The organism is Pseudarthrobacter sp. C4D7 (assembly GCF_013359725.1).
GTDB lineage: Bacteria > Actinomycetota > Actinomycetes > Actinomycetales > Micrococcaceae > Arthrobacter.
In genome coordinates this window covers 1-16,662 of record NZ_JABFMW010000006.1, presented here as the reverse complement: position 1 = coordinate 16,662, position 16,662 = coordinate 1, and the positions used below count along the sequence as shown (strand labels likewise).

Below are 16,662 nucleotides of genomic sequence, written 5' to 3'. Positions count from 1 at the left end.
GCGCCTTAGCTTTCGGTTGCGGATGCCCGGGTGGACAGTGCAGCGACGACGTCCTGCAGCTGGGCCACGCCGGCGGCACGGTCGGTGAGGTGGAGGCGCAGCACGGGACGGCCATGCTCACCGAGGACCTGGGCGTCGCCTGCAGCCTGCGCGGTGATGAGCTCACCGAAGGTGAACGGCCGGTCCGGGATGCCCAGGTCCTCCGCGGGAGCCGCGGTGACCTGGAGGAACACACCGATGGCCGGTCCGCCCTTATGGAACTGCCCGGTGGAGTGCAGGAAGCGCGGGCCCCAGCCAAACGTCACCGGGCGTCCGGTGGCGGAGGCGAGTTCGTCCCGGATGCCCTCAAGTCCGGCGAAGGCCAACCGGTCGAAGTACGCCTGGACGCTCAGGTAGCTGTCGGCGGCCAGAGTGCCCAGCAGGGCCTTGACGGCTCCTTCTGCGGTGTCAGCATCACCGAGCCATTCGCCGCCGCGCACCTCAATGGCACCGTCAACGAAAGCTGCCGGGGTGGGTTCCGGCTGTGCGTCCAGCAGCCCACGCGCAGCCACCTTGGCGGCCTCGACGTCGGGCTGGTCGAACGGATTGATCCCCAGCAGGCGCCCGGCAACAGCGGTGGCAAACTCCCACACCATCATCTGGGTGGCAAGGCCGCCGGCGATGGCCACCTGGTTCCCGCCAAGTTCGACGTCGGCGTCCGCGGCGACGAGCCGCACCACGAGGACGTCGGGGGCGCCGGAGGTAACCTCCGGAGACTGCGGGCCGGCAACAACGGGCAGGACGCCTGTTCCCAGCTTGCCGGTGGATTCGGCGATGAGCTGTTCTGCCCAGTCAGCGAACCCAACGATGCCGGATCCGTCCTCGGCAATCACAATCTTGTTCCGCAGCGGGTTGGTCCCACCGAGCGCGGCGCCCAGGGCGAGCCCGATGTTTTCGGGCGCGTCCTCGTTGAGGATTTCGGCGGCTTCCTCGGCTTCATCCAGGAATGCCTGGATGTCCACTCCGGCCAGGCCCGAGGGGACCAGGCCAAACGCGGTCAGGGCCGAGTAACGGCCGCCTACGTTGGGATCGGCGTTGAAGACGGCCCGGTAGCCTGCTTCGCGTGAAGCCTTGTCCAGCGGCGAGCCGGGATCGGTCACGATGATGATGCGGCTCTTGGCGTCCAGGCCGGCCTCGGTAAAGGCCTGCTCGAAAATCCTCCGCTGGGAATCCGTTTCCAGGGTGGAACCGGACTTGGACGAGACCACGATGGCGGTGGCAGCGAGGCGGTCCGCCAGGGCAGCACGGACCTGGTCCGGGTCCGTGCTGTCCAGCACTGTCAGCTCGACGCCGGCCGTGCCCGCGATGACTTCGGGAGCCAGCGAGGATCCGCCCATGCCGCAGAGCACGATCCTTGTGACGCCTTCGGAGCGAAGGGCGTCGCGGAGTTCCAGGATGTCCTTGACCAAGGGCTGGGAGACCGTTGCGGCTTCCACCCATCCCAGGCGGACCGCGGACTCGGACTCGGCGTCCGGACCCCACAGTGTGTGGTCTTTCGCGAAGATCCGGGTGGCGATCCGGTCCTCGACGAGGGCGGGCAGGTGCTGTTCAAGCGCCTGCTGGGCAGCGCCGGTGGCGTCGTAGCTGAGAGTGCTCATATGGGTTAGGAAGCCTTTCGTGCAGAGGCGAGGGCGCCGTCGACGTCGGCCAGCAGTTCCTTCCAGCTGGCCACGAACTTGTCCAGGCCTTCGGTTTCGAGGAGTGCGACGACGTCGTTGTACGCGACGCCGAGCTTCTCCAGGGCGTCCAGGGTTGCGTTCGCCTCATCATAGGTGCCGGAGACGGTGTCGCCGGTGACCACGCCGTGGTCGAAGGTGGCGTCCAGCGTCTTTTCCGGCATCGTGTTGACCACGCCGGGAGCTACGAGTTCGGTGACGTACAGGGTGTCCGGGTATGCCGGGTCCTTCACGCCCGTGGAAGCCCACAGGGGGCGCTGGGGGAGTGCGCCGGCGTCGGCCAGCAGGGCCCAGCGTTCGGTGGCGAAGAGTTCCTCATAGACCTGGTAGGCAAGCCGGGCGTTGGCCAGGCCGGCCTTGCCCTTGAGGGCCTTGGCCTCGTCGGTGCCAATCTTGTCCAGCCGCTTGTCGATCTCGGTGTCCACGCGGGAGACGAAGAAGGACGCCACGGAGTGGATCTTGGAGAGGTCGTGGCCGTTTTCCTTGGCCTTCTCCAGGCCGGACTGGAAGGCGTTGATGACCGCGCGGTACCGCTCCAGGGAGAAGATGAGGGTGACGTTGACGCTGATGCCTTCGGCCAGGGTGGCCGTGATGGCTTCAAGGCCTTCGAGCGTTGCCGGGATCTTGATGAGGACGTTGTCCTTGTTGACGCGCTGGTAGAGGTGCTTGGCCTCGGCAATGGTGCCTGCGGTGTCCCAGGCCAGGCGCGGGTCGACCTCGATGGAGACGCGTCCATCGATACCCCGGGTAGCTGCGGCAACGGGGGCGAACAGGTCGCAGGCGTCGGCGACGTCGGTGGTGGTGATCTCAAAGATCGTGTCCTCGACGCTGGCGCCTTCGGCTGCTTTTGCGGCGATGACGTGGTCGTAGTCCGTGCCGGAGGTGATCGCGGCGTGGAAGATGGACGGGTTGGTGGTCACGCCAACCACGTTCTTCTCCTCGATGAGCTTGCGGAGGGTGCCGGTTTCGAGGCGTCCGCGGGAAAGGTCGTCGAGCCAGATGGAGACGCCGGCTTCGGAGAGCTGCTGGGTGGGAGTAGTCATTGTTGTATCTCCTAAAAGATGAAGTTTCAGGCCTGGAGGCTGGAGAGGGAGTCCTTGGCGGCGGCGGCTACTGCTTCCGCCGTGATGCCGAACTCCTGGAAGAGGCGCTTGTAGTCCGCGGAGGCACCGTAGTGCTCCAGGCTGATGGAGCGGCCGGCGTCACCGACGAACTCGCGCCAGCCCAGGGCCAGGCCGGCCTCGACCGAGACGCGGGCCTTGACGGCTGCGGGCAGGACGGACTCGCGGTAGGCGGCGTCCTGCTTCTTGAACCACTCAACGCAGGGCATGGACACCACACGGGCGGCGATGCCGTCCGCCTGGAGGGCTTCGCGGGCCTGGACGGCCAGCTGGACCTCTGAGCCGGTGGCGATCAGGATCACGTCAGCCGGAACCGTGGCGCCGTCCTTCGACGCCTCGGCCAGGACGTAGCCGCCCTTTGCCACGCCTGCGGTGGAAGCGAAGGTGTCGCCGTCGGCGTCGCCTTCGCCGCGCTCCCAGGTGGGGATGTTCTGGCGGGTCAGGACAATGCCTGCCGGGTTGGCGTGGTTTTCCAGCATGGTCTTCCAGGCTGCTGCCACTTCGTTCGCGTCACCGGGACGGACCACGTCCAGGCCCACGATGGCCCGCAGTGATGCGAGCTGTTCCACGGGCTGGTGGGTGGGGCCGTCTTCGCCCAGGCCGATGGAGTCATGCGTCCAGACGTACAGCGAAGGGACACCCATCAGGGCGCCAAGGCGGATGGCGGGACGCTGGTAGTCGCTGAAGATCAGGAACGTTCCGGAGAACGCGCGGGTGTTGCCTGCCAGGCTGATGCCGTTCACGATCGACGCAGCCGCGTGCTCGCGGATACCGAAGTGCAGGACGCGGCCGTAGGGGTTGCCGGACCAGGCCTCGGTCTGCTTGCCCGCGGGCACGAAGGACGGGGAGCCTTCGATGGTGGTGTTGTTGGACTCTGCCAGGTCGGCGGAGCCGCCCCACAGTTCGGGCATGACCGGGCCCAGGGCGTTGAGGACCTTGCCGGAGGCCGCGCGGGTGGAGACATCCTTGCCCGCCGGGAAAACGGGAAGGGCTGCGTCAACGTCGTCGGGAAGTTCCTGAGCCTCGATGCGCTGGAGGAGTGCAGCGCCTTCGGGGTTGGCTTCGCGCCAGGCGTTGAAGGACTCTTCCCAGGCCTTGTGTTCGGCGGCGCCGCGCTCAACCACTGCGCGGGCGTGGTCCAGGACTTCCTGGTCCACCTCGAAGGACTTGGCGGGGTCGAAGCCCAGGACCTCCTTGAGTGCTGCCACCTCTTCGGCGCCCAGCGCGGATCCGTGGATCTTGCCGGTGTTCTGCTTCTTCGGGGCGGGGTAGCCGATGATGGTGCGCAACGAGATGATGGACGGCTTGGACGTTTCGGCCTTGGCGGCGAGCAGGGCGCTGTAGAGCTCCTGGACGTCTTCCTTGTATTCGCCGGTCCGGGTCCAGTCCACGCGCTGGGTGTGCCAGCCGTAGGCCTCGTAACGCTTCAGGACGTCCTCGGTGAAGGCGATGTCCGTGTCGTCCTCGATGGAGATGTGGTTCTCGTCGTAGATCACAACGAGGTTGCCCAGTTCCTGGTGGCCGGCCAGCGAGGAAGCCTCGGCCGTGACGCCTTCCTGGAGGTCGCCGTCGGAAGCGATGACCCAGATGGTGTGGTCGAACGGCGACTCGCCGGCGGGGGCGTCGGCGTCAAACAGGCCGCGCTGGCGGCGCTGGGAGTAGGCGAAGCCCACCGAGGATGCCAGGCCCTGGCCCAGCGGGCCGGTGGTGATCTCCACACCGGCGGTGTGCTTGTATTCGGGGTGGCCCGGGGTGAGCGAGCCCCACGTGCGCAGCGCCTCAAGATCCTTCAGTTCCAGTCCGTAGCCGGAGAGGAAAAGCTGGATGTAAAGCGTCAGGGATGTGTGGCCGGGGGACAGGACGAACCGGTCGCGGCCAAGCCACTGCGGGTCGCGTGGGTCATGGCGCATCAGCTTCTGGAAGAGAAGGTAAGCGGCGGGAGCCAGGCTCATTGCAGTTCCGGGGTGGCCGTTGCCCACCTTCTCCACTGCATCCGCGGCGAGGACACGGATGGTGTCCACGGCGCGCTGGTCCAAGCTGGTCCATGACAGTTCTTGCTCTTCCAAATGTGGCACGAAAACCGGGCCCCTCTCTGTGCTGGTTGCGGCTGTACACCGGTCCGGCCAAGGGCGCGCTGTGTGGCGCCCGCTGCGGTGTGTACCAGCCGTTCACCATCGAAACGTTGATCCTTGCATTCAGTCACGGACAGCTGCGGGAATGCGTTTTCCACCGCTCTGTTGCTGCGTGCTGATCTGGTGACAGCTTAGCTCTTATCCATTGTGCGGGCGGCCCAAATCTCACGTTTTGGACGCAATTTCCCCTTTTGTGAATAACCATTCCGGACTGGTGAGTTAATCTGCTCGAATGGGCCCGCGACCAATCAATTGCGCATATGGCGGGGCGGGGGCAGGGCCTGTGGCGCGGTATGATATCTGGAGGCCAACACCGGGTGTGCGCGCTATTGCCGCCCGGGGTGTCCCGGCTGTTGCACGCACGTGAAGCGTTTCCTTCCTTAAGTGCCGTGCCCGGGTCCTGGGCCGCACGACCGGAGCTGCCTGCCAGCCTCAACTGCCACACAGAACGGGTGACTGCCACCGTGAGCACAACAGATACGCCGCTGAACGCATCCCGGGCCTCCGGCATCGGGTTTGCCCGTAAGGCCAAGGCGTATCTCGCCCTCACTAAGCCGCGCGTGATTGAACTGCTGCTGGTGAGCACGCTGCCCACCATGATCTACGCCGAGCGGGGCTTCCCGTCCATCGGGCTGATCCTTGCCACCCTGGTGGGCGGCGCTTTCGCTGCCGGCAGCGCGGGCGCGTTCAACTGCTACATCGACCGGGACATCGACAAGCTGATGCACCGGACAGAGAACAGGCCGCTCGTCACCGGTGAAGTCACGCCCCGTGAAGCACTGGTCTTCTCGTGGCTGCTGGGTGCCGCCGCCATCGTCATTCTCTGGTTCGGCGCCAATCCGCTCTCCGCGTGGCTGGGACTGGGTGCCATTTTCTTCTACGTGGTCATCTACACCATGATCCTCAAGCGCCGCACGGCGCAGAACATCGTGTGGGGCGGTGCAGCCGGCTGCTTCCCCGTGCTGATCGCATGGGCTGCCGTCACCAACTCCGTGGAATGGCCTGCCGTCATCCTGTTCCTGGTGATCTTCCTGTGGACGCCCCCGCACTACTGGCCGCTGTCCATGCGTTACGGCGAGGACTACCGCAATGCCAATGTCCCCATGCTTGGGGCCATTGCCGGGGCCAAGGTGGTTTCTGTCCAGGTGGTGCTGTACGCATGGGCCATGGTGGCCTCCTCGCTGCTCATGATCCCGGCCGGCGGCGCGGGCTGGGTATACACGGTGACGGCCGTCGCCGCGGGCGCCTGGTTCCTCTATGAATCCCATGCGCTCTACTCCCGTGCCCACCGCGAGGATATTTCCGATAAGCGCGCCATGAAGGTGTTCCACGGCTCCATCAGCTACTTGACGCTTCTCTTTATCGCCCTTGCGGTGGACCCCTTCGTGGGAAGCGCTGTGATGCCTGGGTAGCCACCCCGGTCCTGCCGCGACGGCGGCTCCTGCGTCAGGCAGGAGCCGCCGTTGTGTTTTAACCGCCGACAGGACGGATATGACATGTCTGTCATATCCATCACTTTAACTGTCAATGCCGGTGACTGGATGCTTACGGTGGAGCGGACCCTTCCCGCGACCAAAGGAATCCCCATGGAAGCCCGTCCCCCTGCCGTCTCCGCCCCCAGCCACAGCCCGCCCGGAGGAGGCGGCGGAGGCCGCCGGCGGTTCCTGTCCCGCCCTCCGTTCATCGCCCACCTTGGCGCCGACGTGCCGGCATCGCTGGTGGTGTTCCTGGTGGCACTCCCGCTCTCGCTGGGGATTGCAGCGGCCTCCGGGGCGCCCATCATGGCGGGACTTATCGCCGCCACCATCGGGGGGATCGTGGCCGGAAGCCTCGGTGGCTCACCCCTCCAGGTGAGCGGACCGGCGGCCGGACTGACCGTCGTCGTGGCCGGCCTCGTCCAGGAATTCGGCTGGCAGGTGACCTGCGCCATTACCGCGGCCGCCGGCGTCGTCCAGCTTTTGTTGGGTTTCAGCCGGGTGGGAAGGGTCGCCCTGGCGGTGTCGCCCGTAGTGGTCAAGGCCATGCTCGCCGGAATCGGCGTCACCATCATCCTGCAGCAACTGCACGTGATTCTAGGGTCCCGGCCTGCCGGATCCGCCCTGGAGAACCTCGCCGGACTCCCGGCGGCCATTACCAACCTCGAACTGCACGCGGCCCTGCTGGGGCTGGCCGTCGTGGCGATCCTGCTGTGCTGGAAGTTCCTGCCCGCCGCCATCCGGCGGATTCCCGGGCCCTTGGCCGCCGTCGCGGCAGGAACCGCACTGGCCGTGGCCTTTGCCCCCGGTGTTGAGCGCATCTCCCTGGACGGGTCCATCGTCGACGCCATCGCCTTGCCGCAGCTCCCTGACGGAAACTGGCGCGCCTTCGCGTTTGCCGTCATGACCATGGCGCTGATCGCCAGTATCGAGTCCCTTCTGTCCGCGGTGTCCGTGGACAAGATGCAAACGGGTCCGCGGACAAACCTCAACCGGGAGCTCATTGGGCAGGGCACGGCAAACATCCTCTCCGGGTCGCTGGGCGGCCTGCCGGTGACGGGTGTGATCGTGCGCAGCGCCACCAACGTGGAAGCGGGCGCGGCCACGCGCACGTCCGCGGTGCTGCATGGGGTTTGGATCCTCGCGTTTCGCGCTGCCAAAACTCAACCCCGTCCTCCAGGTTGTACCGGCCGGCAGGAACGTGGTGGTGGAGCTGAACGCGGACTACGTCGACCACGCATTCCGTGAAGCCCTGCTCGCCTGGCAGCTGCAACACCACGCCACCGGCGGCACCGTGAGCATAGAGGAGCATGGCAACACCGTTTTCCAAAATGCCGGTCACCAGGCACCCAGGCGCGAGGAAGCCACCGAACTGCCGCTCCCGCCGCGGAAGGAACCCCTGCTGGTGGGGGTCAACAAGTACCACCGCCGGTTTGCCCACCACCTTCGTCCGCTGGTCCATGACCTGACGCAAGGCCAGAACCCTGACAGCCTGTTCGTGGCCTGCGTCGATTCCCGAGTCAACCCGAACCTGATCACCAGCAGCGGTCCCGGCGATCTGCTCACGCTGCGGAACATCGGCAACGTGGTGTGCAGCGACGGGCGGGACGCCTCGATTGAGTCGGCCCTGTCCTTTGCCCTCAACGGCCTGCGGGTGCAGTCCGTGGTCATTTGCGGGCACACCAACTGCGGTGCCATGAACGCGCTCCTTGCGGAAGCCGGCGGCGGAGACAAGAGTTCCCTAGGCCCGGCGTTCAACCAGTGGCTGGACCATGCCCGGCCCAGCTATGCGGCACTGCTGGCAGGGCACCCCGTGGGCAGGCAAGCCGCCGCAGCGGGCTACGGGACCGTTGACCAGCTCTCGATGGTCAACGTGGCCGTGCAACTGGCAAAACTACAGGAGCACCCGGTGGCAGGCCCCGCGCTGGCCGACGGGACGGTCCAGGCCACGGGACTTTTCTACGACATTGCCACGGCCCGGGTCTTCCAGGTCTCCGCCGACGGTATCGAGAACCTGGATCCAGGCTTCGACGCCGGCCGCCAGGGCAGCGTCGCCGCAGCCGGCCGCTAGCCAGCGGGCTTAACAGGAGGCGCCCCGGTCCTGACATGGACCTGCGGAACAGGCGGTTATTTCGCCCTGCTGTAACGGGCGATGTCCCAGGCGTTCGTGGACGCTGCCATGAGCAGGGCCGCGCCGAGCATGTGCGCCGCCACCAGCAACGCGGGAATGCCGTTGTAATACTGGGTGAAGCCGATGATGGCCTGCAGGACGGTCACGCCCAGGAGCATCAGGACGGCCGTCCGGAACGGGCCGGTGATGCGCCGCCGGAGGACCAGCACCAGCGCCACCACGGTGCCCGCCGTCACCAGGTAGGCCGGTACCGCATGGATGTGGGAGAACAGGTCCCAGTCGAGGTCGTTGCGGGGGGCGTCAGCGTCACCTGCGTGCGGACCGGCACCCGTAACGACGACCCCCAGCATGACGGCCACTGCTGAGAACAGGGCGACGGCGGCAGTCACCGGGCGCAGCACGGCCGGCAGTTCCGCGGGCCGTCCGGTTAGGAAGCGGCCGGTGCGGCCGAAGGCACGGTTCACCAGCAGGGTGGAGAACACCACCAGGGCCATTGACACCAGGAAGTGCAGTCCCACCACCCACGGATTGAGGTTGGTGAGTACCGTGATGCCGCCGATGACGGCCTGGGCGGGGATACTTGCCAGCAGGCCGAGGGCCAGCAGGAAGAGATCCTTGCGTTCCTTCCGCAGGTTCCACAGGTAGACCAGCATGAGCGCGGCCACGGCGGCAAGGGCGAAGGTCAGGAGCCGGTTGCCGAACTCGATGAAGCCGTGGATGCCCATCTCCGGGGTGTTCACCAGGGAATCCGACGTGCAGCGGGGCCAGGTGGGGCAGCCAAGGCCTGAGGCGGTGAGGCGGACAGCGCCGCCCGTAACCACGAGAAGCGTCTGGCCAATCAGGGAGGCGACGGCGAGCCGGCGGATGCGGACGTCCACCGTGCGGGGAAGCCGCGACGCCAGGCGGCCGGCAAGCTGGGGAAGGCGTGAAGCGGTGGTCACGATTATCTCAATTCCACTTGAACCAACGGATGGCTGCGGCACCGGCAATGACTGTCCAGAGCAGCAGGATCAGGGCGGCGCCGCCGTTGACGGCCCCGCCCAGGAATGCGGCACGCATCGATTCACCGAGGGCGCCGGACGGCAGGAAATGGACCACGGCCTGTGCCGCGGCGGGCAGCCGTTCGGCCGGGATGACGATCCCGCCCATGGCGCCGAGGAGGATCCACAGCAGGTTGGTGATCGCCAGCGTGGCTTCGGGCCGGACGGTTCCGGCCACCAGCAGGCCCAGTGAAGTGAAAGCCGCTGCGCCCAACGCCAGCAGCGCCAGCCCCGGAAGCCAGCCGGCCGCCGTCGGCTGCCAGCCCAATGCCAAGGCAACAAGGCCCACCACCACCACCTGGAGGCACAGGACAACCAGGACGGAGAGGACCTTGCCGGCGATCAGGCCGCCGCGCCCCAGGGGCGTGGTGGACAGGAACCGGAGCACGCCGTAGCGGCGGTCGAATCCAGTGGCGATGCCTTGGCCGGTGAACGCCGTGGACATGGCGCACAAAGCGAGGATCCCCGGGACGGCCACATTGATGCGGCTGGAGCCCATGCCGTCCAGGAAGGGCGTCACCGTCAGGCCAACCAGAGCCAGCAGGGGCAGCACCACGGCCAGGATCAGCTGTTCGCCGTTCCGCAGCATGGTCAGGGCTTCGTATTTGCCCTGCAGGAGGACGCGGCGCAGCAGGGACGCCGGCTGCTGCGTCTCCGGGATCGCTGCGGTACTCATCGGATGTCCTTTCCCGAGATGTCCAGAAAGACGTCTTCAAGGCTACGCGCCTCGAGGCTCATCGACGCCGGCATGATGCCGTTGGCTTCCCACCACTGGGCAAGCGCGGAGAGATGGCGGGGCGTCAGCGCGCCGGTCACGGCGTAGCTGCCGGCGCGGGCTTCGGAAACGTCGACGCCGTCCGGCAGCACGGCGGCAAGGTCCAGTCCGGCAGGCGCCTCGAACAGCAGGGTCCGGACGTGCCCACCGGCCTGGCCCGTCACCGGGCTGCGCTGCAGCAGTTCCTGGACGGTCCCTTCGGCGACGTTGCGGCCGCCGTCGATGATGTAGACATAGTCCGCCAGCCGCTGGGCGTCATCCATCAGGTGCGTGGTCAGGATGATTCCCATGCCGCCGTCGCGCAGCTCCGCGATGAGGTCGAACACCAGCTGGCGGGACTGGGGGTCCAGGCCGGCGCTGGGTTCGTCCAGGAAGAGCACTTCGGGCCTGCCGATCAAGGCCGCGGCGAGTGCCAGGCGCTGCTTCTGGCCGCCGGACAGCCGGCGGACGCTGGTCCGGCTGAAGGTATCGATGCCCAGCCTGCCCACCAGGTCCTCCAGGGGCCAGGGGCGGGCGTAGAGTCCGGCGATGTGCCGCAGCAACGGGATGGGCCGTGCCGACGGCGGGAGCCCGCCGTCCTGAAGCATCACACCGACGCGGGAGCGAAGGCCGGCACCGGCTGTGTCGGGGTCCTGGCCCAGCAGGGAGATGCTGCCGCCGGTGCGTTTCTGAAGGCCCTGCGCGCATTCCAGGGTGGTTGTCTTGCCGGCGCCGTTTGCGCCCAGCAAAGCAGTGACCTGCCCGCGCTCCGCAGTGAGGGATACGCCGCTGACAACCCTGAGCATCTTTCCGTCAAGGCTGGAAAGGGGGCCTACGTCCTTGATGAGTCCATGGATGGACAGGGCGGGGGACTGGGGGGATCGCACCACAGTATTCTACGGGATGTAGTATTAAGTGCCGTCCCGGCCGGGTTGCAGTCCGGGGGCGGCAGGGCCGCCGCAGCGGTCACAAACCGTGCGGAGCCAAGGTCAGCCTGCCCTTACTGGAGCGCGGGACTAAATTACGACATGATTGTGTTGTGTATTCCATGACCAACGCTACCGCTGTGCCTGTGGCCGGGCCGGGCCCCGCCGCGTCCGGTCCTGTGGCAGACGCAGACGAGCGCACCCGGGACCGCGTCCTTGCCGCCGTCCTGGAACATGGGCCCGTCAGTGCGGCCGAACTGGGAGACATGCTGGGGTTCACGCCGGCCGCCGTCAGGCGCCACCTGGACAACCTGTCCCGGGCCGGTGTCATCGAGGTCAAGCGGGTAGCCAAGCCTGGCGCAGGCGCCGGCCGTCCGGCCAGGCGCTACGTCCTCAGCTCCCAGGGCCAGTCCAGCCTGGGCAACGACTACCTGGACATTGCAGCCCTGGCGTTGCAGCAGCTGCAGAAGGTGGCCGGACCTGACGCTGTGCGGGCTTTCGCCGAAGAGCGGTTCGCGGACATGGAACGGCGCTACGCACCCGAAATGGAGAAAGCCGGACCGGACATCCAGGACCGTGCCACCGCACTGTCGGCAGCCTTGAGTCGCGATAATTTCGTAGCCTCAGCCGCCTCCATCGAGGCCAAGGCGCCCCTGCCCGCGGCGCTTTCCAGCGTGCAGCTCTGCCAGGGCCACTGCCCCATCCAGCAGCTCGCCGCCCGCTTCCCGGTGTTCTGCGACGTTGAAACCGAAGTCTTCTCAAGGCTGGTGGGAGTGGACGTACGCCGCCTCTCCACCCTGGCCCGTGGTGGCCACGTCTGCACCACCCACATTCCCACAGGCAGGCTGTCTGCCAAGCCGGCCACGGTGCCGGCGGCAGCCCCCGCCGGCCTGGACGAAGTAACCAACCATCAGCAAGAAAGGCCGTGATGACGGACCAACTATCAGAGAAAGCAGTAGCCGAAAACACTGTGATCTCGGAGATTCTGGAGAAGAATCCCGAGCTCCACGGCATCGGCAACTACGAGTACGGCTGGGCCGACAAGAACGACGTCGGCGCCAATGCACGGCGTGGTCTCGATGAAGAGGTAGTCCGGGACATCTCGGCCAAGAAGAGCGAGCCCGAATGGATGCTCGACCTCCGCCTCAAGGGCCTGAAGTACTTCGACCGCAAGCCCATGCCCACCTGGGGTGCAGACCTCTCCGGCATCGACTTCGACAACATCAAGTACTTTGTCCGCTCCACCGAGAAGCAGGCTGCCACCTGGGAAGACCTCCCCGAGGACATCCGCAACACCTACGAGAAGCTGGGAATTCCGGAAGCCGAGCGCAGCCGCCTGGTTTCCGGCGTGGCCGCCCAGTATGAGTCCGAGGTTGTCTACCACCAGATCCGTGAGGACCTCGAGGCCCAGGGCGTCATCTTCCTGGACACCGACACCGCGCTGAAGGAACACCCGGAGATCTTCCAGGAGTACTTCGGCACCGTGATCCCGGTGGGCGACAACAAGTTCGCGTCGCTGAACACCTCAGTGTGGTCCGGCGGCTCCTTCGTGTACGTGCCCAAGGGCGTCCACGTGGACATCCCGCTGCAGGCGTACTTCCGCATTAATACCGAGAACATGGGCCAGTTCGAGCGGACCCTGATCATCGCCGACGAGGACTCCTACGTCCACTACATCGAAGGTTGCACGGCACCGATCTACACCTCGGACTCCCTGCACTCCGCCGTGGTGGAAATCATCGTCAAGAAGGGCGCCCGCGTCCGCTACACCACCATCCAGAACTGGTCCAACAACGTCTACAACCTGGTGACCAAGCGCGCAATCTGCGAAGCCGGCGCCACCATGGAATGGGTTGACGGCAACATCGGTTCCAAGGTCACCATGAAGTACCCGGCCGTCTACCTGGTGGGCGAGCACGCCAAGGGTGAAACCCTGTCCATTGCCTTCGCCGGCGAAGGCCAGCACCAGGACACGGGCTCCAAGATGGTCCACATCGCGCCCAACACCAAGAGCTCCATCATCTCCAAGTCGGTGGCCCGCGGCGGCGGCCGTGCTGCCTACCGCGGCCTGGTCCAGGTCCGCGAAGGCGCCAAGCACTCCGCCAACACCGTGCGTTGCGACGCGCTCCTGGTGGACACCATTTCCCGCTCGGACACCTACCCGTACATCGACATCCGTGAGGACGATGTACAGCTGGGACACGAGGCCACCGTTTCCCGCGTCAGCGAGGAGCAGCTCTTCTACCTCATGTCCCGCGGCATGCCCGAGGACGAGGCCATGGCCATGATCGTGCGCGGCTTCATTGAGCCGATCGCCCGCGAACTGCCCATGGAATACGCCCTCGAGCTGAACCGCCTCATCGAACTCCAGATGGAAGGATCCGTCGGTTAATGACTGCCGAAGCAACTACCGAAAAGGCGCGCATCGGCGCACCGTCGATCGCCGGTTTCACCGAGGAAGGCGAACACCTGGTCGCCGCCAAGGTTGACCGCCACCACAGCCACGGCACCCAGGTCATGGCATCCCGCGCCGAACGGCTCACCAGCCACGACGTGGCCGACTTCGCCTTGCCCAACGGCCGGGAAGAGGAGTGGCGCTTCACCCCGGTCCGCGAACTGGCGAACCTCCTCGCCGACTCACCGTCCGAGGAGGGTGCCCTGGGCGTCAGCATCGAAGCCCCCGCAGCCGTGATCCAGCGGACCCTCCGCTCCGGCGAGGCCCCCCGCGGGGCCACGCTGGTCCCGGCCGATCGCGCCGCCGTCGTGGCGTCCGCCAATACCGCCGACGCCCAGCTGATTTCCATCCCCGCCAATGCGGAACTGGACGCCCCCGTGCGCCTGGTCCTCACCGGCAACGGAGCAGGCCGCCGCAGCAATTCACACCTCGTCATCGAGGCCGGCGCCAACAGCCGCGGCGTGGTCATCATTGAGCACGACGGCACCGCAGACCACAACGGCAACGTTGAAGTCCTGGTCCGTGACGGCGCCCACCTCACGGTGGTTTCCGTGCAGATGTGGGAAGGCGAGGCCAAGCACCTGGCCCAGCACGACGCCGAGGTGGGCAAAGACGCCGTGTACAAGCACATCGCCGTAACGCTCGGCGGCAGGATCGTCCGGCTGAACTCCAACGTCCGGTTCGCCGGTGAAGGCGCCGAGGCCGAACTCCTGGGCCTGTACTACGCGGATGCCGGCCAGCACCTGGAGCACCGTTCCTTCGTGGACCACAACGTGGGCAACTGCAAGTCCAACGTCCTGTACAAGGGCGCCCTGCAGGGCAAGGGCGCGCACACGGTCTGGGTCGGCGACGTCCTGATCCAGAAGCAGGCCGAGGGCACCGACTCCTACGAAAAGAACCAGAACCTGGTCCTCACCGACGGTTGCCGCGCTGACTCCGTGCCCAACCTCGAAATCGAGACCGGCCTGATCGAGGGTGCCGGCCACGCCAGCGCCACCGGCCGCTTTGATGACGAGCACCTGTTCTACCTGATGGCCCGCGGCATCCCCGAGGATGTTGCCCGCCGCCTGGTGGTCCGCGGCTTCCTGAATGAAATCATCCAGCAGATCAAGGTCCCGGCCCTCGAAGAGCGCCTGACCGAGGCTGTGGAACGCGAACTCGCGGCATCCGAGAACTAAAGGGCGGGCAGGAACGTATGAGCGGCACACCCAAGGGCGAGCTGGTTTGCAGCGCCAATGACATCCAGGTCAAGCAGGCGCTGCGGATCCTGATCGACGGCTACCCGGTAGCCGTGGTGCGGGATTCCATGGGGGAGATCCACGCAATCGGAGACACCTGCTCGCACGCGGACATTTCCCTGTCCGAGGGCGACGTGGAAGGCTGCGCGATCGAGTGCTGGGGCCATGGCTCCCAGTTCGACCTGCGCAGCGGCCAGCCACTGCAGCTCCCCGCCTACGATCCTGTCCCGGTGTTCGCCGTCGAACTCGACGGGGACGACGTCTACGTAGACGTCACCAATGTTTTGAACGGCGCAGCAGTAAACAACTACTGAGCGCCCGCAGCATCAGAATTACGAGCGAAAAGAAAGAAGAGCATGTCAACTCTTGAGATCAAGGACCTGCACGTCAGCATTGAGACCGAGCAGGGCACCAAGGAGATCCTGAAGGGCGTCAGCCTGATCATCAGGACCGGCGAAACGCACGCCATCATGGGCCCCAACGGCTCCGGCAAGTCCACGCTGGCCTCCACCATCGCCGGACACCCCCGCTACACCGTCACCAGCGGCACCATCACGCTGGACGGCGAGGACGTGCTGGCCATGAGCGTTGACGAGCGCGCCCGGGCAGGCGTCTTCCTGGCCATGCAGTACCCGGTAGAGGTGCCGGGTGTCACCATGACCAACTTCCTGCGCACCGCCAAGACCGCAATTGACGGCGAAGCACCCAAGCTGCGCACCTGGACCAAGGACGTCAAGGATGCCATGGAGAAGCTGCGCATCGACGCCGACTTCGCCCAGCGCAACGTCAACGAAGGCTTCTCCGGCGGCGAGAAGAAGCGCGTGGAGATCCTTCAGCTGGAACTCTTCAAGCCCAAGTTCGCCGTCTTGGACGAGACCGACTCCGGCCTGGACGTCGACGCGCTGAAGATCGTCTCCGAGGGTGTCAACCGCGCACACTCCGAGGGCAACATGGGCACGCTGCTCATCACCCACTACACCCGCATCCTGCGGTACATCAAGCCTGATTTCGTCCACGTCTTCGTTGACGGCCAGGTTGTCGAGGAAGGCGGCCCCGAGCTGGCCGACCGCCTCGAAGAAGAAGGCTACGACCGTTACGCCAAGGGCGCCGGCGCAGCCACCGTCGCGGCTCCTGCCGCAGCACAGGCCTAGTAAGGACTCACAGTCATGACCGAAATCACGCCGGGCCGCACGGCCCTGGAGGACGTCGAAGAGGCGCTCAAGGACGTCATCGACCCCGAGCTTGGCGTCAACGTCGTGGACCTGGGCCTGCTGTACGGCCTGAAGTACTCCGACGACGACGGTGCGCTCCTGATCGACATGACGCTGACCACCGCGGCCTGCCCGCTCACGGATGTACTCGAGGAGCAGGTGGGCCAGGCCCTGGACGGCGTCGTGGACGACTGGCGCCTGAACTGGGTATGGATGCCGCCATGGGGTCCCGAGCGGATCACCGATGACGGCAAGGACCAGATGCGGGCCCTCGGCTTCAACATCTAAGTTCCCACTGCTGTAAGTACGACGACGGGCGGTTACCTTCCACGGGGAAGGTAACCGCCCGTCGTCGTTGGCTCATCGATTGCTGCGTAAATGTCGTTATGACCTCGGCGGATTCATACGGTCATTGCAACGAAACCATGAAGGGGTGTTGCGATGCCGGCGGGGCACGTATTTGG

At 66.1% G+C, this 16,662-nt stretch carries 13 protein-coding genes and 1 pseudogene; 8 read left to right on the top strand and 6 right to left on the bottom strand.

The window, feature by feature from the left end; translation table 11 throughout:
* Positions 1 to 5 precede the first annotated feature (5 nt).
* Genes HNO81_RS06470 through tkt form a run of 3 tightly spaced genes read right to left on the bottom strand, consistent with a single transcriptional unit; the run spans position 6 to position 4,902 of the window.
* A complete protein-coding gene (locus tag HNO81_RS06470) occupies positions 6 to 1,637 on the bottom strand; it encodes a glucose-6-phosphate isomerase (protein WP_175317322.1) in 1,632 nt (543 codons plus the stop codon).
* 5 nt (positions 1,638 to 1,642) lie between these two features.
* On the bottom strand, positions 1,643 to 2,758 hold the full coding sequence (tal, locus tag HNO81_RS06465) for a transaldolase (RefSeq protein WP_175317321.1): 1,116 nt from the start codon (positions 2,756 to 2,758) through the stop codon (positions 1,643 to 1,645).
* A gap of 26 nt (positions 2,759 to 2,784) precedes the next feature.
* Positions 2,785 to 4,902: a transketolase gene (tkt, locus tag HNO81_RS06460; protein WP_175317320.1), complete on the bottom strand. Its 2,118-nt coding sequence runs from the start codon at positions 4,900 to 4,902 to the stop codon at positions 2,785 to 2,787.
* Positions 4,903 to 5,420: 518 nt separating this feature from the next.
* Here tkt and HNO81_RS06455 point away from each other — a divergent pair.
* Together HNO81_RS06455 and HNO81_RS06450 are read left to right on the top strand one after the other, a co-directional pair.
* On the top strand, positions 5,421 to 6,380 hold the full coding sequence (locus tag HNO81_RS06455; RefSeq protein ID WP_175317319.1) for a heme o synthase: 960 nt from the start codon (positions 5,421 to 5,423) through the stop codon (positions 6,378 to 6,380).
* Between the two features lie 129 nt (positions 6,381 to 6,509).
* Positions 6,510 to 8,514: pseudogene (locus HNO81_RS06450) on the top strand (solute carrier family 23 protein).
* A 56-nt stretch (positions 8,515 to 8,570) separates the two neighbouring features.
* Here HNO81_RS06450 and HNO81_RS06445 read toward each other — a convergent pair.
* From HNO81_RS06445 to HNO81_RS06435, 3 genes are read right to left on the bottom strand one after another with little or no spacing between them, the layout of a single operon-like run.
* Positions 8,571 to 9,515 (bottom strand): COX15/CtaA family protein, encoded by a 945-nt coding sequence (locus HNO81_RS06445; protein ID WP_175317318.1) that lies wholly within the window; start codon positions 9,513 to 9,515, stop codon positions 8,571 to 8,573.
* 7 nt (positions 9,516 to 9,522) lie between these two features.
* Complete coding sequence (locus HNO81_RS06440) at positions 9,523 to 10,290, bottom strand: ABC transporter permease (protein ID WP_175317317.1); 768 nt, start codon at positions 10,288 to 10,290, stop codon at positions 9,523 to 9,525.
* Positions 10,287 to 11,255, bottom strand: coding sequence for an ABC transporter ATP-binding protein (locus HNO81_RS06435; RefSeq protein ID WP_175317316.1), 969 nt, complete (start codon positions 11,253 to 11,255; stop codon positions 10,287 to 10,289). Before HNO81_RS06435 ends, HNO81_RS06440 begins: the two co-directional genes overlap by 4 nt.
* Before the next feature lie 161 nt (positions 11,256 to 11,416).
* Here HNO81_RS06435 and HNO81_RS06430 point away from each other — a divergent pair, with 161 nt between their 5' ends.
* Genes HNO81_RS06430 through HNO81_RS06405 form a run of 6 tightly spaced genes read left to right on the top strand, consistent with a single transcriptional unit; the run spans position 11,417 to position 16,486 of the window.
* Positions 11,417 to 12,223 (top strand): metalloregulator ArsR/SmtB family transcription factor, encoded by an 807-nt coding sequence (locus HNO81_RS06430; protein WP_217509172.1) that lies wholly within the window; start codon positions 11,417 to 11,419, stop codon positions 12,221 to 12,223.
* The gene (gene sufB / locus HNO81_RS06425; protein ID WP_175317314.1) at positions 12,223 to 13,686 is read left to right on the top strand and encodes a Fe-S cluster assembly protein SufB; all 1,464 of its coding nucleotides are present in this window, start codon (positions 12,223 to 12,225) and stop codon (positions 13,684 to 13,686) included. Before HNO81_RS06430 ends, sufB begins: the two co-directional genes overlap by 1 nt.
* On the top strand, positions 13,686 to 14,927 hold the full coding sequence (sufD, locus tag HNO81_RS06420) for a Fe-S cluster assembly protein SufD (RefSeq protein ID WP_175317313.1): 1,242 nt from the start codon (positions 13,686 to 13,688) through the stop codon (positions 14,925 to 14,927). The genes sufB and sufD overlap by 1 nt, the downstream gene beginning before the upstream one ends.
* Before the next feature lie 17 nt (positions 14,928 to 14,944).
* Entirely contained in the window at positions 14,945 to 15,301 is a 357-nt protein-coding gene (locus HNO81_RS06415; RefSeq protein WP_142133896.1) for a non-heme iron oxygenase ferredoxin subunit, read from the top strand.
* A 42-nt stretch (positions 15,302 to 15,343) separates the two neighbouring features.
* Positions 15,344 to 16,138 (top strand): Fe-S cluster assembly ATPase SufC, encoded by a 795-nt coding sequence (gene sufC / locus HNO81_RS06410; RefSeq protein WP_175317312.1) that lies wholly within the window; start codon positions 15,344 to 15,346, stop codon positions 16,136 to 16,138.
* A 15-nt stretch (positions 16,139 to 16,153) separates the two neighbouring features.
* Positions 16,154 to 16,486, top strand: a complete 333-nt coding sequence (locus HNO81_RS06405; protein ID WP_058267279.1) for a metal-sulfur cluster assembly factor — start codon at positions 16,154 to 16,156, stop codon at positions 16,484 to 16,486.
* The last annotated feature ends 176 nt before the right edge of the window (positions 16,487 to 16,662 follow it).

What these genes read in the sequence shown, in the direction of transcription:
- sufB (WP_175317314.1), top strand. Translation starts at nt 12,223, where the DNA reads ATGACGGACCAACTATCAGAGAAAGCAGTAGCCGAAAACACTGTGATC.
- sufC (WP_175317312.1), top strand. Translation starts at nt 15,344, where the DNA reads ATGTCAACTCTTGAGATCAAGGACCTGCACGTCAGCATTGAGACCGAG.
- HNO81_RS06430 (WP_217509172.1), top strand. Translation starts at nt 11,417, where the DNA reads ATGACCAACGCTACCGCTGTGCCTGTGGCCGGGCCGGGCCCCGCCGCG.
- HNO81_RS06440 (WP_175317317.1), bottom strand. Translation starts at nt 10,290, where the DNA reads ATGAGTACCGCAGCGATCCCGGAGACGCAGCAGCCGGCGTCCCTGCTG.
- HNO81_RS06415 (WP_142133896.1), top strand. Translation starts at nt 14,945, where the DNA reads ATGAGCGGCACACCCAAGGGCGAGCTGGTTTGCAGCGCCAATGACATC.
- sufD (WP_175317313.1), top strand. Translation starts at nt 13,686, where the DNA reads ATGACTGCCGAAGCAACTACCGAAAAGGCGCGCATCGGCGCACCGTCG.
- HNO81_RS06405 (WP_058267279.1), top strand. Translation starts at nt 16,154, where the DNA reads ATGACCGAAATCACGCCGGGCCGCACGGCCCTGGAGGACGTCGAAGAG.
- HNO81_RS06470 (WP_175317322.1), bottom strand. Translation starts at nt 1,637, where the DNA reads ATGAGCACTCTCAGCTACGACGCCACCGGCGCTGCCCAGCAGGCGCTT.
- tal (WP_175317321.1), bottom strand. Translation starts at nt 2,758, where the DNA reads ATGACTACTCCCACCCAGCAGCTCTCCGAAGCCGGCGTCTCCATCTGG.